Genomic DNA, 17,152 nt, shown 5'->3' with positions numbered 1-17,152 from the left:
GGGCAGGTTTCACAACGTGGCAGTCAGCCATTGGCGAATCTCGGGCAATGTCAGTTCAGGGTTGGCAGGACGTGGCAATGGCGTGCTACTGGCATCCAGCACCACGCCACGCAACCACGGGTCAGAGGCACACACCGTGTGGTCGCCACCTTTACGGCTAAGGCGGACACAGTGCTCTGAACGTGCCGCAACCAGTCGGGCCCCTCTTGGAGCCTGCCAATAGCAGGAGCCTGTCCAGCCTTCGGGGAAACGCTGCTCGCCCGGACACTCGAACATCGTCCATTCATGTTGAAAAGGCTGCGCAAGGCTTTGCCGCCAGGCTTCGGTGACTGAACGAGGGTCATGCCCCGACATCGCGAGCCGCGCCTCATTGAACAGCAGCAGACCGTTGTCTGCCGGATGAAAGACTGCCGCGCTTTTATGCATATCCGGCACGCCCGCCGAGTCATAGACCAGCCAGCCCTGACGCTCGAAAAATGCATTGGGGTATAGGTCGTGATGGACCGGGGCCATGCCGTGATCCGAATGAGCGACGCAGCGTACCTCGCCACCCGCCGCATCCATGCAGCGTTGAATCAGCTCGTCGACCCAACCCGATACTTCATCGAACAACTGTTGCCCGACCTCGCGCATGCGCTCACTGGCCCAGTCTGGCGTAAGGTATTTGAGCAAATGATGCGAAAGCAGATCGACCACCGGGTAATAACCGATGACTCGCTGTGCATCACCCGCACGGACTGCGCCGACAATGTCACTGCAAAAGCTTTCATGCATCTCCCGCATCAGTTCCAGCAACAGCCACTCCGCTGTGCCCTGCCCGCCTTCATCCAGCCGCTTGCCCAGTTGCCCGCTGCGATACAGCATGGTCAGGTCCCTGGCCACATAAGCCTTGCTTTTGTCGCTCTGCAAATCCAGCGCCTGAACCTCTTGGTAGCCGAAACTGACCACACTTATCCGGTTTTCGACACATACGGCACGCAGCGCAATTGCCTTGCAAACATTGCCAGGCCCTTTCTCCGGCAGCGGCAAGTGCACCGTACTGCCCAGCGGTAACCAGCAGGGTGCACGGCCATCCTCAGCTGGCCAGTCGAGCATTGCACCGTCATCGCGCGAGCTGACCCTGGCAGCCATGCCCAGCCTCTCGATGCGCAGGTGCCCGCCGTTTTCGATCAGCTCGGGAGGTACGGAAAAGCCCTCATACACACAGCTTTGCCCGAGCAATGCGCTGCCCAGCCTGTCCGGCTGGACAAAGGGCACCGCGCACAGGCGAAAAGTAATGCCCTGACGCGCCCATTCGTCCCAAACCATGTCTATATCACGCGGCCAGGCCTGAAAGGCATCCGCCACGGCCAGGCTGTTCCGAGGTGTCGGCGCCGGAACGAGATAACCGGTCAAACCGTGCTCATTGACCTGTGTGCCGCTGAAAATCGACAGCAACGATGGCGGAGTCTGACAATTGGGCGACAACGGCAACAGTGGGTAGCACGGCCAGCGCGCAGAGGGCTGTTCAGGTTTTCTTGTCCGATAACGGTTGACCAGCTCCCACGACAGCCCGTCGATCAACAGCCAGATCAACGGATCAGCGCCTTTCATGAAGCTATCCGGCGCTGAGCACCGTGCATTGCCCATCGGCCCACCACTGCAACACGCTGCTTCAGTTGCGCCAGCGAACCGCTGTTGGGCAGTACGTAATCCGCGTCGATCCGGCGCATCTGTAGATCAAGCGCGCTGTTTTCCACCACGCTGATGTCGCCGCGCAGGCCTAGACGCAATTGCCTCAAGGATGAATCGGCCAGCACCTTAATCACCTGAAAGCCTTGCTCATACAGATACGGCCAGTCGACGGTGTCATCGCGCAGGTCGTCGTTGATGACAACCTGCGCGCGGGACTGCATCAACCGCCGTGCGAAGTTCTTGACCAGCGACTGACCGTCTAGAACCCTTAGTTCGCGCGCGATGCACTCCAGCAGGCGCTGGTTCTGACTGCCGCTTGCCAGCTCCACCCCGGCCTGTTCGTAAAACATGCCTTGCAACTCATACAGTGGCTGGGCCAGCTTGATGACCTCTACCGACAGCCCGGCCTCTTCGAAATGCTCACGCAGCAACTGAGCGGTCGTGCTCTTCCCGGAGCCGCTGGGGGCCACCAGGGCCAGACGCAATTGGGTAGCGTGGTTCATGGGATCTCCTTATCTCAGGCGCTGATGAGTTCACGCGCCACGCCGACACGACTTTGCCATTGCACGCCGAGCAGCCCCCGGACGATCTGCGCTGGCACGGTATCGGTCAGCGAAGTGGCGTCAAGCAGGCCGTGCCAGGTTGAGGTCACGAAACGGTGCGGCCACTCGAAGAGCGTGGGCGAGTGGATTTGCTCCAGAATCGCATCGTGCCCCATCGCATGGATCTGCAACTTGCCCCGCGCCGCTACATTGGGCAGTACGACTGTTTGCAGCCAGCCACACCCCTCAGGGCTGGCCTTGAGTGCGGCGCGCATGGTTTCAGGCATGCACAGGCGTTTTTCGGTGTGTGCAATCGACAGGTCATCGGCCACCGCAGCCAGATCGAGTCGTTTGGCCAGTTCGGGGTGTGTGCGTAGCGTGCCGACACCGACATGCGGGTAGTCCGGCCAGCCACGGGTACGAACCCGGCCGTCGATACAGTCCAGCAACAGCTTGTCACCGGAAAAGTACAGATACCCCTCGGACAGCACCAGATCCAGCATGGTAGTGGTCTTGCCAGCTCCCTTCGCACCGCCGATTGCAACGATTCCACCATCCGGCCCGACCACCGCCGACGCATGCATGATCACACTGCCTTTGGCCTGCTCGACCAGCAGGCCGTAGTAGCGCACCAGCTCGATCAAGTGGATGAATGCATTTTCGTCGCCGTGAAAATCCACAGTGTGACGCGCCCGGTCAATCCGGTAGCCGACCTGCGTATCGGCATCCCAGGCATAGTCCAGACCGGCCTGCGGGTCGTGGCCACGCAGAACACGCAGGGTAAAACCAGGGGCATAGGTTTCGCGGATGATGTCGGGGGTGACGCAGAGGCCAATCCATTCCGGCTTGAAGGCGGTGCTGTCGTGCAGCCGGACCCTCAAGTCGACGGTGGTCTGGCCGTCGTCCGCGACTTCGGCAAAATAAGGTGCGAGGAAGACTCGCAGCCGCTGCGCCAGTGCGGAGCCCGAGGTCTGATCATCCAGTTCGAATCGATAGCGTCCATTGCAAAGATAGCGGCTCATGAGTACAGGCTCTCCCGGGGGGTGATAAAGGGCGATGGCGAGTGCAGAAATGCAAAACGGTCGGCCAGCGGCCAGCATTCCTGGCGACGCTCGTCCAGAAACGCGTGCAGACGTTTCATCAGCTCGCGCAGATCGGCGTTGATTGCTTGAGGGTCTATTACGCCTCGGGACTTGAGAAAGCGCACGTCACCGCGTGTCGTGCTGGCCGAATGCGCAGCGAGTGGCGTGCAGGTCTCGAACGTGATCACGAACAGGTTGCCGCTTTGCACCGACTCGCACGGCGCACTGAATGCATAACGTCGATACTCGCCAAGTGCCTGCAATGTGCTGTCAACGCTCATGGCCATAGCCTCCAGCGTCGGTGAGCCCAGCGACAGGTTCTTCACAGTGCCCGACAAGCTCCCCGGCGCACTGCGAAACAACTGCACGATGGGTTCATTGACCGCCAGCTTGCGTTTGCGGCTGCAATGCTCGACCCACACATAGCCCCCGTCTTCATCACGGGCGGCGGTCACCTGATGATCCCAGACCTGAAATTCGTCACCGCACTGGCTGGTGAACGGCGCCATTGCCGGGCTGAAACTGGCATCGAACCAGGCCTCGCCGAGCATCCGCGCATGGCAGTCGGGGGGCAGTTCGAAGGACTCGACATACGTCTGCTCGGTGGTGGCGTAGCGACATTCCCAATTGTTGATCGCCAAGTGGTTACGTTCGAACGCGTCGCGCAGAGCCATCAACAGGTTCTGCGGGACTGCGGGCTGCTCGATCTCAAGCGGAGGTTGTACGAAAAGCGAACGATGCACATCAATGCGATTCAGCAGGTGACTGATATATACGTGGTCCGCCTGTAACGTGATGATCGCAAGCGGGATGGCGGCTCCGGACAGGTTGTGGCAAGTTTCGTCGCCCAGATCACCGTTTTCATCATCAAGAAGCATTGCCCCATCGGCGTCCCAGCGGGCCAGAACCCGGTGGCTGCCTCGCAGGTCAGCGACCGCGGTCAGCTCGCCCAGCAACGCCGTGTCCGCAGCGATGGCATACAACGTGTGGTCATCGCTACCGAAAGGCTCCTGATGGCGGATCTTCCAGCTACCAAACACAATAGCCGTTTGCGTGGTCGTGGATTGCGACATGATTATCTCCCCGGCAAAGTGAATTCAGAGCCGACTCGCCTCACGGGCAAAGTCGAGTTTCGAATAAAGATCCTGCTGAAACGGCAGGTTTCGCTCCGCCAGAAAATCACGCATCACGTTGGATACGGTTTCAAAGTCTTCTTCAACTTCACGCAGCGTGTGCAATGTTCTGCTGCGGCAATACTCGACCTCGACCTGAGCGAACTCTGCGCTGCCGTCAACCATGCGGCAGACATCGAAATACGCGCCAAAACCATTGCCGGTCCTCAGCGATTCGAAATTGATGTCGATCCGGGTGCGCCTGAACGGCTTGAGCCGACACAGATTTGCCGAGGTCATCGAGCGGGCGTGACTTTCGATGTCGGCAAACGCTACCGGCTGATCGGTGTTGAAGTCCTCGCGGCGCAATTCGGCGTTTTCGAGAAACCATTTGCGTTTGACCGCCATCAGCCCATCGGCCTGAGGAATGAACGAGATGTAACCGGTTTCGAGCGGGTCGCCCGTCACTTCGAAAATGTGCGATTCATAATCATAGGTTTGAAAGTCACGGTCGATTTCCAGCACCAGGTCTTTGAAAGCGCCCTCTCCGAACGCTTTGTGCATCGCGGTGGACAACTGCCACATGTCAGGTATCTGAAACGAGGTGAATTTACGTTCCAGCTCCATTTCCGGGCGCCAGCGCACGTACCAGCAGTCATCGCTGAGCATCGGTTGCGAAGCGGCCACACGCGCAGCGGCGGATCTGGCCAAAAGTTGCCAGGCCCTCCAGGAAGCACGTTCTACCGGTTCGACATCCATCAGGTGCAGGAACAAGGCACCGGCTTCGCCTTCATGGATATAGTGATAAACGCTGCATTTACCGAGGTGATGCGTCACCGCCAGAGTGGCCATCAGCGCCTGATCGGACGGCCGACGGTGAAGCGTCGGGTCCAGCACATGCATGCGTGAACGACTGTCTTGCGTACGCTTGCGCTGCCCGGCATTGAAGACTTGAAAGTCGAAGTCCTTCATCGGCATCGGAACATGGGTGTGATGAGCGTTGGAAAGCCACTGCGCATGCAACGTACCACTGGGAATGAACAGACCGTTGTCCGAGTGACGGGCCCGCGCAGCCTCTGTGTCGACAATGGCAACCAGCGCAGAATCAAGGCTGCCGTTGAGGGTGTGCGGATCGAAGAACAGCAGTGAAATATCCGTAGTCATTGTAGCTCCCGTACTTCGTTGACAGCGTGAGGCAGCGCCTTCGGGCTCTGACTGAAAGTGATCCGTTGTCCGGCAAGCCCCTGTTGATACAGCGCCTCGGACTCCACGGCAGGTATGCCGTGTTCACGCAACAGGATCGAAAGATGACAAAGCATGGACGCCTGCTCGAAGACAAAACCGCGCGCGAACGGCAGCAACGCCGCCAGTGCCGCATAAGGGCGTGGCGAGACGACAATGGCTTGTCCGTCATGAGCACGCAGTTGCCGCTCAAGCTCCTCCAGTTCAGCCCCCAGAGAGCTGGACGTGGGGATCGAATTGATCGACACGGTGGCCGAGATACTCAGTTCTTCCAGTTGCCGCCCGGCAGTCACTACAACCACCGGCCCGTCGGCATAACCTGGAGAAATCAGGCGGATCTCCGTTGAGTCCTCTACCTGCACGAACGTCGACAACGGCGAGAAATCAATCAGGTGCAGCTGCTGGCCCGCTCTCACCCACTCCAGTTGCACCGAGCCCAACAGTTCGCCGGCGGCGTGAGTAATGCTGTGCAATTGCAGGGCATCTGCCGGGCCAGTCGGATCGTGCGCTACCAGCCGGGCGCGTTGTGTTCCGGCGATGCCGCGATTGATCGCCAGCAAGCCTTCCGATGACCATTCGCAGGTCGTGGAGCCGTCATCGCACGCCTGAGTGATAAGCCCTGTTTCACCTTTCAGAAACTCGCGGACCACAAAACACACAACACGCTCATCACTGAGCTCAAGCAGTCGTTCAAGCAATGCGACGCGCTCAAGAATCTGCTGGCGTACCTGATCGGAGAAGTCCAGCACGACCTGATCGGTATTGAGTCGGTCCAAAAGCACCTGGCTCATTGCTGGCTCGACCAGTCCCTGACGGTTTGCCTTGACCAACAGCGCCTGGCCCGCAGAAACGCCGTGGGTTTGCGCGAACAACGCCAGCGGGCGGCGCTTGCTTCGAAAATACTGCGCAAAGGCAGGCAATGGCCGGAAATCCATCAGCGCATCATCACTGGCGATATACAGTTCGGCCCATTCAAGGACCGGCTCCAGGCTTCGTGCTTCGCGCAGGCTGGTGACGGGCCTTGCCTGGAGCAGCCAGAGTTTCTGGTCATCCGCCGCCCACTCGATATCGGCGGGCAGCCCCAGCGCCGCAGATGCATTCGCAGCCAGTGTCGCCACCTCCAGCAGCAACGCATTGTGAGGCTCCAGCGCGGGGTCACAACCCAGTAATTGCTGGTCGCTGACCCGCGCCGACATGCCCTTCTCTACCCCGGAGACCATCGCTTCGCCCAGCGATGCGACGGTTTCAATCAGCGTTACTGCCTCCCCACTCAACGGATCATGGCTGAAGGCAACGCCTGCGAAGCGGGCCTTGACCATGCGCTGCACGATCACCGTCATCTCGACCGGCGTTTCCAGCATCGACGCTCGCAAGCGTTCCAGAATGGCCTGGCGGGAAACTCCGGAGCGCCATACATCGAGCACCGCCGTCTTGAGCGCTGGCAAACCCTGCACCGAAAGGTGTGTACTGAAAATCCCGGCAAAACTGTGCTGATTACCATCTTCGATATTCGCCGAAGAACGTACGGCAAGTTCGCTGCCGGCATCAAAGCCCGCTTGCTCAAGCAGCGCCTGGAGATGGCTGTCGGCAGCCTCACTCCATTCAAACTCGGCCAGCCGGGCTATTCTGTCCATGTGTTCGTCAAGGAAGGCACCTGCGGTGATGCGCACGGTTTTCAACGTGTCTTCAATAGCCTGCTTGCGGTCTGCGAAGTCGTGCCAGAGCACGCGGTAGTCTGCATCGTCCAGTGCGCTCAGGGGCGGCACCGGCAATGTATCGGCAAGCTGTTGCAGGGTTGAGTATTTACTGGACACGACGGCCTCCTGCTATCAGTGGAAGGTCAGTGGCTCTCCGAGCGGGCCCACTGGCCAGTGCATCCGGGACTGCATCAACGTCCTCCTGGGCTGCCAGAACCGGAAACGGCGCAAGATTGGGCACCACCAGTGGCTGTGGGCGTGGCGTCTTTTCGAAATCCATGAATATGCGTGACGCAAAGGCTTCGGTCGCGCCCTGGTACTTCCCGGAATACAGCTCGATATCGCCTTTGACGTTCCAGAACATCATCTGACCGATGTTCATGCCGGGGTAAACACGGATGCGGTTCAACGCATATAACTGCAAGGTCCAACGTCCGACGAAACCAATGTCGCCCAGTGGGGCCGACAGGTTGATGAACATCCCCAGTCTTGCAATCGAGGAACGCGCCGCATAAGTGGGCACAAAATGGGTGCTGCCCATGGTTTCTATGGTTGAAGCCAGGTACAGCTTCATCGGCTGCAATTCATAGCCTTCCGGGCCGATTTCGATGGTTCGGGTGGACGCCTCGGTGCGCACATCGATCACATCGTCTTCGTAGACCTTCATCTGGTCATGCAGGCGGAAGTTGTAACTGTTGGGATTGACGTTCTCATGGGAAAAAGGACTGATGACGATTTCACCCGAACGCACACGATTTTCGATTTCAATACCGGTCAGTATCATGGTCAATCCAGAATGATTTTCGAGGGCACGGTGCTCTTGGAGCCCAAGTAGCGTCCCGCATAACAGGTGGTCAGGCCGAAGTTTGCCCAGAAGCAGACCTTGGCCACTTTGGTGCCGGCATAGACCCGCACCGGCTGGGTAACGACGATCTCCAGGGTCCAGCTGATGGCCGCGCCGGTGTGGCCGAGCGGCGCACTGGTCTGAATGAAAACGCCACAGGAGGCGGTGGAAACGTTGGCGTAAAGCTCACTGGCAAAATCGATACCGCCGATCTGCTCGGCCGTGGCGCCCAGGTAAAAGCGGTTGGGGTACAACACAAAGCCTTCGGGCGGAATATGATGCTCGACCACCTCCAGCTCCCCGTGAGGATCGATGCGGTCGCTGCGGTACTCCAGAAGCAGATCCGCCAGGTGACAGCCGTAGGAATTGACCTCGACATGAATGGGGTCGAAAGGCTCGATGACGACACTGCCGACCTCGCGCATTTTCACTATTTCAGAACCGGTCAGCATCATGGGTTCAAGCCTCCTGATCTAGAGACGCCACGGCGCGTGCCTGCCCGTTCGCACCGTACAATTCGGCCCGCATGCTGCGCGCGCCCCAAAGATAGCCTTCGGTGTTGCAGGCGGCGGCCGAGCCTGGCAGGCGCTGAGCAAGGCGTCGCGACAAGGTGCCCAGGTGATAGCTGGGCACCTGTTGAAAAAGGTGGTGCTCCCAGTGCCTGTTGATATTGCACGGTGCGAACAACCCTCGTTCCAGCCAGCCCGGGCTGACGCTGCGTGCATCGCGCTTCACGCTCCGGGTCGAGAGCCCGGCATGCTCCGACAGACTGCGAATGCGCAGAATCGGCGGAAGAAAGAACACCAGCGGTGCCAGCCAGTACAACAGCACGCCCGGCCAGGCACTGAAAGCGCTGATGAGCAGCACTGCGCAGGCATAAAAAGCCAAAGCCTGATAGCGCTCGGTGCGGGTCGCGGGCGAAGGGCTGGTGAAAAGCCCGATCACGCTGAAACTGTCCATCGTGCGTAACGATTGCAGGGTCGACAACCCGCTGATGTCGCGCAGCAAGGCCTGCCAGAACAACCCCGAACTTGGCGGTGCGAACGCATCGGCGTAGTCCGGGTCGGCAGGCGTATTAAGGTGCTTGTGATGGACAATATGGTGAGCCCGATAACGTGACGTGCTCAATGTCAGAGGAAACGTCAGAAAGACGTTGGAGATCAGGTCGTTACGCCGCTTGTCACGGCTGATCAGCAAATGCGCCGCGTCGTGCATGAGTACCAGCAACGCGTGCTGTCGCGTCGCAATGACGACTACGGCGACAATACAAACCAGCGTCGAATCGCTGACTTCAGCCAGCGTGACTGCGGCGACGATCACCGCCCACTGCACGCCTATCTGCAATGCCTGCCGCCAGTTGCTGAGTTGCTTGAGATCCGAGGTCAGTGACAGGTTATCGCGTGCCAACCTGGCGCGCTCCGAGCGTCGGTCGTAAGCGCCACTGTCCATCGTGTCGAGTTCGATTGTGTCTTCCATCTTTCATCTCCCGTTCAATCGTTGAAAGGGCCTGCTAACCGTGCATTGCCGCTGATTTCGCGACAAGCCTGTCGAGGCTGAGCCGCGCATCAGGCGCATGAGCCAGCCAGTAATCCACCGCTCTGGGTAAAAATATTTCTGCGCTGGGTGCCGGGTGCCGGACATTCAACGGTGGCCTGACCAGATCGCTTTCGGCGTACACGCCGTAGATCTGTAACAAGCGCTCGAAATAGCGGAAATCTCTGGTTGAAATACCCTCCGGCCGCCATGCAACCAGCGAGCGCTTGAGGAACGCCCATTGCCGACTGCGCAGGATCGGTGCCGGGGTAAGCGGCGCAACGCCTGCTGCCTGGCGCGCCCGGTCGACACGCGACTCGATGATGCGGATCACCTGCTCATAAGGCAGCCGCGCATCCCCTGCCGATGCCACGACCTCGCGCGCGTCGCCACCTGCAACGCAATGACTGACCAGGTGGAACAATTCGTCGACCACCCAGTCGATAGGCACCAGGTCAAACAGCCCCAGGCGGTTGCCGACCAGAAACGGCGGTGAAAAGGTATTGATGAAGCGAATCAACGGATACAGCCCATGAAAACGGCTGATTGCGCCGTCGCTCGTAGCGCCGATGACCAGACTGCAACTGAACACGGAAATCGGCATTTGCCTGCCGAAGGTTTCACGTAAACCCCGCTCCGCAGCGGCCTTGCTTTCCTCATAACCGTTGCGATAGGTCCAGCCTTCACACTGCGTGAAAGCCGTGGACACATAGATGAAGTGAGGCTTGCGCACCAGTTTCTGGACAAAACCGCAGAACAGCTGCGCACCTTCGACATTCAGCTCATGCATCTCTTCGAACGTCTTGTCCCAGGCCACATCGGCAGCGAGGTGGACTGCCGTGGCGCTCTCGATGGCTGGCATGGTGTCCGCCAGCGCATTCAGGGAAGCGGCGTCGGTAAGGTCGGCGATCCGGCACTCCAGTCGCGAGCGACTGTCCACTGGCAGGTCTTGCAGGCAGCGACTGGCAGCTTGCCCGGAACGACACAAGGCTATGACATGCGACTCCGGATGCTGACTGAGCCAGTCGCGCACGAACCAGGAGCCCAGTGCGCCGCTGGCACCGGTGATGATCAGTGTCGAACGCATATCAACAGCCCCCTGCCGCAACCGGCTGATGACGGCGAGCGAGCAATTGATTGCGTATACCGTCGAGCATCTGGATGTTATTGGCGCGAATCGCGCGCTCGCCTATGGGGTGCAAAACCTCGGCCAGCGACGGGATGCCAAGGTCGAAGGTGACATTCAGGTCCACATGCAAGCCATCGGCGCGTTGTATCAGCAGCCACTCGCCGTACCAGACCTCAAGGTCGCCATCGGTCTGCTTGAACTCGATGCGCTCGTTGGTCACGAGCCAGTCCTGCTCGGTCCAGGTCAGCTCGCTGCCATTGATCAGCACGCGCCACGTACTGGAGACATATTCACTCTGCCGGGGGTGAACGATCACCTCCAGCACATCACTCATGAAGTCGGGATAGCGGGCGAAGTCCGAGAGGATCGGCCACACTTCGCCAGGCTCGAAGTCACCAAGAAGCACACTGGTTGATACATCAGGCATAGGAACTCTCCGTCATTGGATGGAACGATAGGCCGCATCGACGGCATCACAGAAACTGTTGATGCCCTGTTCGAGGTCGTCCCGGGTGATGGTCGCGTCGGGATAAACCCGCAGTACCCGGGTTGCGCTCAGGCAGAAAGCCAGCAGCACGTTGCGGTGTGCGGCCTCGATCAGGGTCTGCGCCACATAGTTGCTGGAGGTGAACTCCACACCGATCATCAGGCCACTACCGCGTACTTCAGCCACTGCCGGGCAGTCCTGCAGACGTTTGCGCAGGATTTCCATGGCCACTTGCCCAAGCTCATTGACGCGTTCGCAGAATGCGGGATCGCTAACCACGTCGAGCACCGCGTTGACCACTGCCCCGGCCAGGGCGCTGCCCGCATAGGACGAGGCATGCACGACAGGATCACGCGCGGGCGCGCCGAACCGACTGCTGTCGTAAATGGCGGCGGCAACCGGGAACACGCCACCGCCCAGGGTTTTGCCGAACACGATGATGTCGGCTGGCGCGCCGCAAACCAACGAACCACTGCGCCCCAGACCTGACTGAATCTCGTCATGAATCATGAACGCGTCATGCTCGCGGCATAGCCCGGCAAGTTCTCCCAGAAAGCTCAGGTCCACCGGCCTGATTCCGCCCTCTCCCTGAACAGGCTCGGCGATGACCGCTGCAATATCGCCTTCTGCCAGTGTCTTGCGTGCAGCGTCCAAATCACCGGCATCGATGAACACCACATCTTCGGCATGCATCAGCGAGGCGTGCCCCCTGTAGCCATAGCTGACCGCCAGCGCGCCACTCGTGCGCCCGTGATAAGCATGAGTCAACGCGATGATTCGCCGCTTGCCGGTCTGCATGCGCACCAGTTTGAGCGCCGCTTCGATGACCTCCGAACCGCTGTTGCCGTACAGCACGCCATTGCCCGGCCGACCGACACAGGCCACCAGGCGCTCGGCTGCGCTGAGGCTGGGTTCGTTGGCCAATATCCGACTTGAAAGGCCCAGCGACGTCACTTGCCGCGTCAGAGCAGCGACCACCGCGGGGTGCCGATGGCCCAGCAGATGCAGCCCGAATGAACCAAAGTCCAGCCAGCGCCGGCCGGTGTCATCGGTTATCCACGAACCCTGGGCCGAGTGCTCGGCTGCGGTAAGCCCTGCCATTCGCAGCATCAGGCCTTGCTCGCGGCCGAAAACCGCCCCGTAACGCTCGACAAACGATGATTTGCGCACCGGCACACTTGCAGGCGCGGTCATGACATGACTGTTCATAGAGACCTCATCAAAGGAGCCAGAAAGGCAGCATCGCGTCCTGCCAGGCGGCAGGAGCGGTCCCAGTCACGCAGGGTCCGCAGGACCTGGCCCTGAGTACCCGGCAGCAACGGGTTGAACAGCTTTCCGGGAAAGGCCTGCAGAACTTCCTTGAACAGCTCGATCAACCGGCTCGCCTCATCACTGCGGTCGGCATCGGTATCCGTGGGGACGCCCAGCCATTCGACGGCGACTGGCCCGGAGTGAGCAACGACGTCTGTGAGCCCGTATTCACTGAACAAGGCGAACTGGTGCAACTCGTTCGGGGTGTCGGCACCGGCGAGTCGGCAGTCAATGTCGACCATCAATTCAGCCAGCTTGATTCTCAGCGCATCCACCACTTGAGGCTCGTTCGCCGCGCCTTCGAGGTCCTCCAGATAGGCTTCAAGCTCGGTCATCAGCAACCAGGCCACCGATATCAGCTTTTGCGCGTAAGGCCCTGCCGGGTATACGTAGCCGCCACTCAGCCGGGGAAACCACTGGCGACCGGCTGCCTGTGCTGAAATTGCAGTCATGCGTGTGCTCCCTGCATCGGGTTGTGATCCTTGAGTGAGAAGCTGACGAGTCCGGCACGCGCAGCGCGCAGAAGACAGGCGGCAGCCTCAGGTGATTGCTCGGCAAGATTGATCGGGCGGGTGCTGGACAGCTCTGGCACATCCAGACGTGCCAATAGCGTCGCCTGTTGATCGTCGGTGAGCACAAAGTCGACCCCCGGCAAAAACGCACTGGCGGCGGAACGCTCGATACCTGGTTTTAACGCGGCATAGTCCGCTTCGCAGGCAAAGGTTTGCTCGGCGAGCTGGGTCAATTCACACAATTGCATGAGGCCTGCCCCCTGCAATCCATTGCGGCAGGCAGGATAGGCGCGTTGCCACAGCTGCCCGATGGCACGGGCAAGGCCGTCGTCATTCAGCATGCCGTGCCGGTTGAGCGCGCGGTCCCATCGCAGGAGTGTCCACTTGCGATTGGAGTTGACCCAGCCGTGGCTGGCCAGCGTCGCGTTCATCAGAAACAGTGCGGCGTTGCAGGCATAGGCGGCGGCCGCGCGGTATTCGCCACTGCGCCAGGCCAGCACTGAAAAGCAGGCGCTCTGGCGGAAGTCGTCGAACGCTGCCACCGACCAGATCGAACTCAAGTCCTTCTGACTGTCCAGATAAGGAAGCGACTGATCGGTCGACACCGCGCAGACCAGGCGCTCCAGGTACTTTCGCGATACCGCCTGCTGCTTGTCCCACTGCTTGAACGCAACGAGTTTCTGTGCGGTAGTTTTGTGTGCGTCCGTCGCCAGTTGGGAGAACGCGTTGTGAACTTCTTCGCGGGCAAATGCCACCACTTCCATATGGTGTTCATTGTGGTAAATCTGCGAGGCCATCGATTGATCGGACTGCCGATCATCGGTCACACATATCAGGTCTATATCACTGGCCGCATTAGCGATGCCATGTACGGGAGAGCTGCAGATCAGCGCCAGTTGTGCATCGGCATACTGGCGTTTTACAACCTCTTCCAGTTCAGAAAAAGCAAGTTGGCGCGAGGCCAGAAACTGCAGGGCATTGCCTGAATAAAAAGCACGAAAATCCATGTACACCTTCCACTCGATAACGGTGACTTCATTGGGGCTGCTATTCGGCTTGCCGAGCAACCCCCTGCCTGATCCATGACCATGAATTACTTTGTCGTCGTTAACGCGAGCGCTGACGCAATGGAACAAGCCCCCCATTACTTCACGATGTTGTACCCAGCAAGTGGCGTGCCACCGTTATTGATCATCGTGTATTGGCAAGGTTCCAGATAATCGCCGACGCCGGCATTAAGCGTGACTGAAAGATCGGCAAGCCTATAATTTAACTGACTTTTTTACGCAAGCTTTCGAAACATGACAACTTTAATACATGTATCGAATTATGTATAAGCCACTTTTAGAAGTAGCAAATTGCTATCCGTGTTTATTATTTAAGTGCACGTAAGCAACTGCACCATGCCGACTCGATAGCGTCAAAATCGCACTGTTTTGGCTTATCGTCTTGTATACATGTTTATTAGATCACTGCCGTTAAGTTTGTTCAGCCGTCTGATAAAGCAGTGGCACGAAGCTTGCTCAAGCTCTGCTCACACTTCGAAGCCAGGGAAGTTCAACGTGGACACACTTCTTGCACAATTAGCCGACGACACCAACGACACCTTCTATACCGTTGACCCGCGCTGGATCACCCGGAATGCGCAGCAATTCAGTGGCTGTTTTCCAGGTACCGTGCTGTATGCAATGAAGGCCAATCCACTTGAGCAAGTACTTGAAGCCTTGAGCCAGGGTGGTATCAATCATTTTGACGTGGCGTCGCTTGCAGAGGTGCAGACGGTACACAACACGCTGCCCACCGCAGTTCAATACCTGATGAACCCAGTGAAGTCCCGTCATTGCCTCCACGAGGCCTACTATCGGTATGGCGTGCGTTCATTTGTGCTCGACAGTGAGGAGGAACTCTCGAAGTTGCGGGACGTGTTGCCCGAACGCGACAGCACGATCAGCCTGTTCGTGCGCTACGCACCCTCCGAGTCGACGGCGGTTTATGATCTCAGAGGAAAATTCGGGGCAAGTCCGGTGTTAGCGACGCAACTGGTGCATCAAGTGGCGTCCAGCACCGACTGGTCACTCGGGCTGTCATTCCATGTCGGTTCGCAAGCCATTGAAGACGGCCCGTGGCTCGCGGCCCTCAATGACGCCGATGCCATTGTGCGCGACACCGCCGAGCACGTCAGGCACCTGGATATCGGTGGCGGGTTTCCGGGTAATTACCTGAACTCCATGGGTAACACGCCAGACCTGGTTGGCAGAGTCTGCGACCATATCCAGACCAGCCCGACACTGAAGGACCTGAACCTGATCTGCGAAGCGGGTCGTGGTCTGGTCTACGGCGGCATGTCGCTATTTGCACGGGTGCTTTCAAGACGCGAGCAGAGCGTTTTTTGTGGTGCCGGTATTTTTGGCGGTTTGCTCTCAGCCCAGCAGTGGCTGCAATTTCCCGCACGCGTGTGGCGAGACGGCACCCCTTACACCGGTGCTGCGGAAAACACGTTCAATATCTTCGGCCCCACCTGCGACAGCATGGATCGCCTGGCCTTCCCCTACTCGCTCGCCAGCGATATCAGGGAAAGCGACTGGCTGGAATTCCAATCGACCGGCGCTTACTCGGTGTCCCTGCGCACCCCGTTCAACGGGTTTTACGCCGACCGCATCATTTCTCTCCCTTCCTGAATGCCTGAAAAAGCGATCTGCCGCCATGCTCATAAAAGCCTATTTGTTCCTGCTTGCAGGAATTGTCGCTGAAACAGTGGCGACCATCGCACTGAAAGAAAGTAACGGGTTTACCCGTTGGGTCCCGGTTATTGCCTCTATCGCGGGCTACGGGCTCGGAATCGTCTGCCTGGGGTATGCACAACGGGACTTGCCCATGTCCCTGATCACCTCCATGTGGTCAGGGTTGGGCATTACGCTGATCACTGTCATTGCCGCGTTTCGCTATCAACAGGTGCCCACATTAATGGCCGTGAGCGGTATCGGCCTGATCATCGCGGGCATCATTCTGGTCAATCTGGCCAAGGAACAAGTAGCCTGACAGCGCATGGCTGCCAGGCTCATACATCGGTTCAAGCGAAGTCAAAAGGCCCCTCGAAACGGCCTATTGGCACCCAGTGGGTAATAAGACCGGTGTCGGCCTTCCAGTGGTGCAGCAACAGCGCGGGAGGCTCGACATAGGAAGCGTCGGCAGCATCCGGGCGCAGTTGCAAGGCAATGGCCGTCGTCGTGCTCGGGGCCGTGCACATCAGCGTGCCGCCAAAGCGCAGCTGCATGAAACGATGAATATGACCGCAGACGATTCGCTCGACAGCCGGGTATCTGGAGACCACCTCGGCCAGCCGCTCGCCCCTTTCACAGCGATAGGCGTCGATGCAGTGAATGCCACTTGAAAACGGCGGCTGATGCATCATGATCAACGTCGGTTTGTCAGGCTCCAGCGCCAGTGTACGATCCAGCCATTGGGTGGCGGTATCGGTCATGTCGCCGTGGTGCTGGTCGGGCACGCTGATATCCAGCCCGATGATGCGCATCGGCGCGGAACCCGAGTCGACGAAGCTGCAGTTTTCCTCATTGATGAAGTAATCGTGCTCCGGGAAGGCACTACGCAGGTTCTGCCGATGATCATGGTTGCCCGGTATCATCAAAAGCCTCTGGCGCAGCGGCTGCAGCAGCTCTCGGGCCATTGCGTACTCCTCGGGTCGCCCCTCGTCCACCAGATCACCGCTGAACAGGATCAGATCAGGCGCCGGATCCAGGGCGTTTATCGTGTCGACGGCAGCCGCCAGCATTGCATTCGAATCGACAACGCCTTGATAGAGCAGCCCTCTGGGTCGTACATGCGTGTCAGAAATGTGCGCTATCAGCATTCCATTACCTCAATCGTGACCAGGTCGCTTATCCACTAGTACAGCGAACCTGCAACGACCGTGCCAGACTTCGCCCCGGCCATTACTGAAGCGCGGCAGCGATTGAGAACACCGCAGTC

The 17,152-nt window shown here is 59.0% G+C and carries 17 protein-coding genes; 2 read left to right on the top strand and 15 right to left on the bottom strand.

Annotated elements, in window-relative coordinates; all coding sequences use genetic code 11:
* Window positions 1–9: 9 nt before the first annotated feature.
* From FFH21_RS14425 to FFH21_RS14360, 14 genes are read right to left on the bottom strand one after another with little or no spacing between them, the layout of a single operon-like run.
* Entirely contained in the window at window positions 10–1,593 is a 1,584-nt protein-coding gene (locus tag FFH21_RS14425) for an alkaline phosphatase family protein (RefSeq protein WP_011168740.1), read from the bottom strand.
* Window positions 1,590–2,177: a hypothetical protein gene (locus tag FFH21_RS14420; RefSeq protein WP_004642676.1), complete on the bottom strand. Its 588-nt coding sequence runs from the start codon at window positions 2,175–2,177 to the stop codon at window positions 1,590–1,592. Before FFH21_RS14420 ends, FFH21_RS14425 begins: the two co-directional genes overlap by 4 nt.
* Window positions 2,178–2,191: 14 nt before the next feature.
* Window positions 2,192–3,238, bottom strand: coding sequence for a hypothetical protein (locus FFH21_RS14415; protein WP_004667603.1), 1,047 nt, complete (start codon window positions 3,236–3,238; stop codon window positions 2,192–2,194).
* Window positions 3,235–4,371 (bottom strand): hypothetical protein, encoded by a 1,137-nt coding sequence (locus tag FFH21_RS14410; protein ID WP_011168739.1) that lies wholly within the window; start codon window positions 4,369–4,371, stop codon window positions 3,235–3,237. The genes FFH21_RS14415 and FFH21_RS14410 overlap by 4 nt, the downstream gene beginning before the upstream one ends.
* A gap of 24 nt (window positions 4,372–4,395) precedes the next feature.
* Complete coding sequence (locus tag FFH21_RS14405) at window positions 4,396–5,574, bottom strand: hypothetical protein (RefSeq protein ID WP_011168738.1); 1,179 nt, start codon at window positions 5,572–5,574, stop codon at window positions 4,396–4,398.
* Window positions 5,571–7,466 (bottom strand): PEP/pyruvate-binding domain-containing protein, encoded by a 1,896-nt coding sequence (locus FFH21_RS14400; protein WP_011168737.1) that lies wholly within the window; start codon window positions 7,464–7,466, stop codon window positions 5,571–5,573. The genes FFH21_RS14405 and FFH21_RS14400 overlap by 4 nt, the downstream gene beginning before the upstream one ends.
* Window positions 7,456–8,133 (bottom strand): dCTP deaminase, encoded by a 678-nt coding sequence (gene dcd, locus FFH21_RS14395; RefSeq protein WP_004667601.1) that lies wholly within the window; start codon window positions 8,131–8,133, stop codon window positions 7,456–7,458. The genes FFH21_RS14400 and dcd overlap by 11 nt, the downstream gene beginning before the upstream one ends.
* A gap of 2 nt (window positions 8,134–8,135) precedes the next feature.
* Entirely contained in the window at window positions 8,136–8,648 is a 513-nt protein-coding gene (locus FFH21_RS14390) for a deoxycytidine triphosphate deaminase (RefSeq protein WP_004667600.1), read from the bottom strand.
* 4 nt (window positions 8,649–8,652) lie between these two features.
* Window positions 8,653–9,669: a fatty acid desaturase family protein gene (locus FFH21_RS14385; protein ID WP_011168736.1), complete on the bottom strand. Its 1,017-nt coding sequence runs from the start codon at window positions 9,667–9,669 to the stop codon at window positions 8,653–8,655.
* 34 nt (window positions 9,670–9,703) lie between these two features.
* A complete protein-coding gene (locus FFH21_RS14380; RefSeq protein WP_011168735.1) occupies window positions 9,704–10,813 on the bottom strand; it encodes an SDR family oxidoreductase in 1,110 nt (369 codons plus the stop codon).
* A 1-nt stretch (window position 10,814) separates the two neighbouring features.
* Window positions 10,815–11,282 (bottom strand): type II toxin-antitoxin system RatA family toxin, encoded by a 468-nt coding sequence (locus FFH21_RS14375; RefSeq protein ID WP_004662138.1) that lies wholly within the window; start codon window positions 11,280–11,282, stop codon window positions 10,815–10,817.
* A gap of 12 nt (window positions 11,283–11,294) precedes the next feature.
* Window positions 11,295–12,551 (bottom strand): aspartate aminotransferase family protein, encoded by a 1,257-nt coding sequence (locus tag FFH21_RS14370; RefSeq protein WP_005743670.1) that lies wholly within the window; start codon window positions 12,549–12,551, stop codon window positions 11,295–11,297.
* The gene (locus FFH21_RS14365) at window positions 12,548–13,105 is read right to left on the bottom strand and encodes a DUF6031 family protein (RefSeq protein WP_005743669.1); all 558 of its coding nucleotides are present in this window, start codon (window positions 13,103–13,105) and stop codon (window positions 12,548–12,550) included. The genes FFH21_RS14370 and FFH21_RS14365 overlap by 4 nt, the downstream gene beginning before the upstream one ends.
* Complete coding sequence (locus tag FFH21_RS14360) at window positions 13,102–14,172, bottom strand: DUF6001 family protein (RefSeq protein ID WP_041924809.1); 1,071 nt, start codon at window positions 14,170–14,172, stop codon at window positions 13,102–13,104. Before FFH21_RS14360 ends, FFH21_RS14365 begins: the two co-directional genes overlap by 4 nt.
* 555 nt (window positions 14,173–14,727) lie before the next feature.
* Between FFH21_RS14360 and FFH21_RS14350 the strand changes: the two genes are divergently transcribed.
* Together FFH21_RS14350 and FFH21_RS14345 are read left to right on the top strand one after the other, a co-directional pair.
* The gene (locus tag FFH21_RS14350; protein WP_011168733.1) at window positions 14,728–15,843 is read left to right on the top strand and encodes a decarboxylase; all 1,116 of its coding nucleotides are present in this window, start codon (window positions 14,728–14,730) and stop codon (window positions 15,841–15,843) included.
* A 25-nt stretch (window positions 15,844–15,868) separates the two neighbouring features.
* A complete protein-coding gene (locus FFH21_RS14345; protein WP_004662130.1) occupies window positions 15,869–16,204 on the top strand; it encodes a multidrug efflux SMR transporter in 336 nt (111 codons plus the stop codon).
* 31 nt (window positions 16,205–16,235) lie between these two features.
* Here FFH21_RS14345 and FFH21_RS14340 read toward each other — a convergent pair whose 3' ends face one another.
* Entirely contained in the window at window positions 16,236–17,033 is a 798-nt protein-coding gene (locus FFH21_RS14340) for a phosphodiesterase (protein ID WP_004662127.1), read from the bottom strand.
* Window positions 17,034–17,152 lie beyond the last annotated feature (119 nt).

Origin of the sequence: Pseudomonas sp. KBS0707, from assembly GCF_005937945.2 — a bacterium.
GTDB classification, from domain to species: Bacteria; Pseudomonadota; Gammaproteobacteria; order Pseudomonadales; family Pseudomonadaceae; genus Aquipseudomonas; species Aquipseudomonas amygdali.
This window is presented reverse-complemented; position numbering and strand designations above follow the sequence as displayed.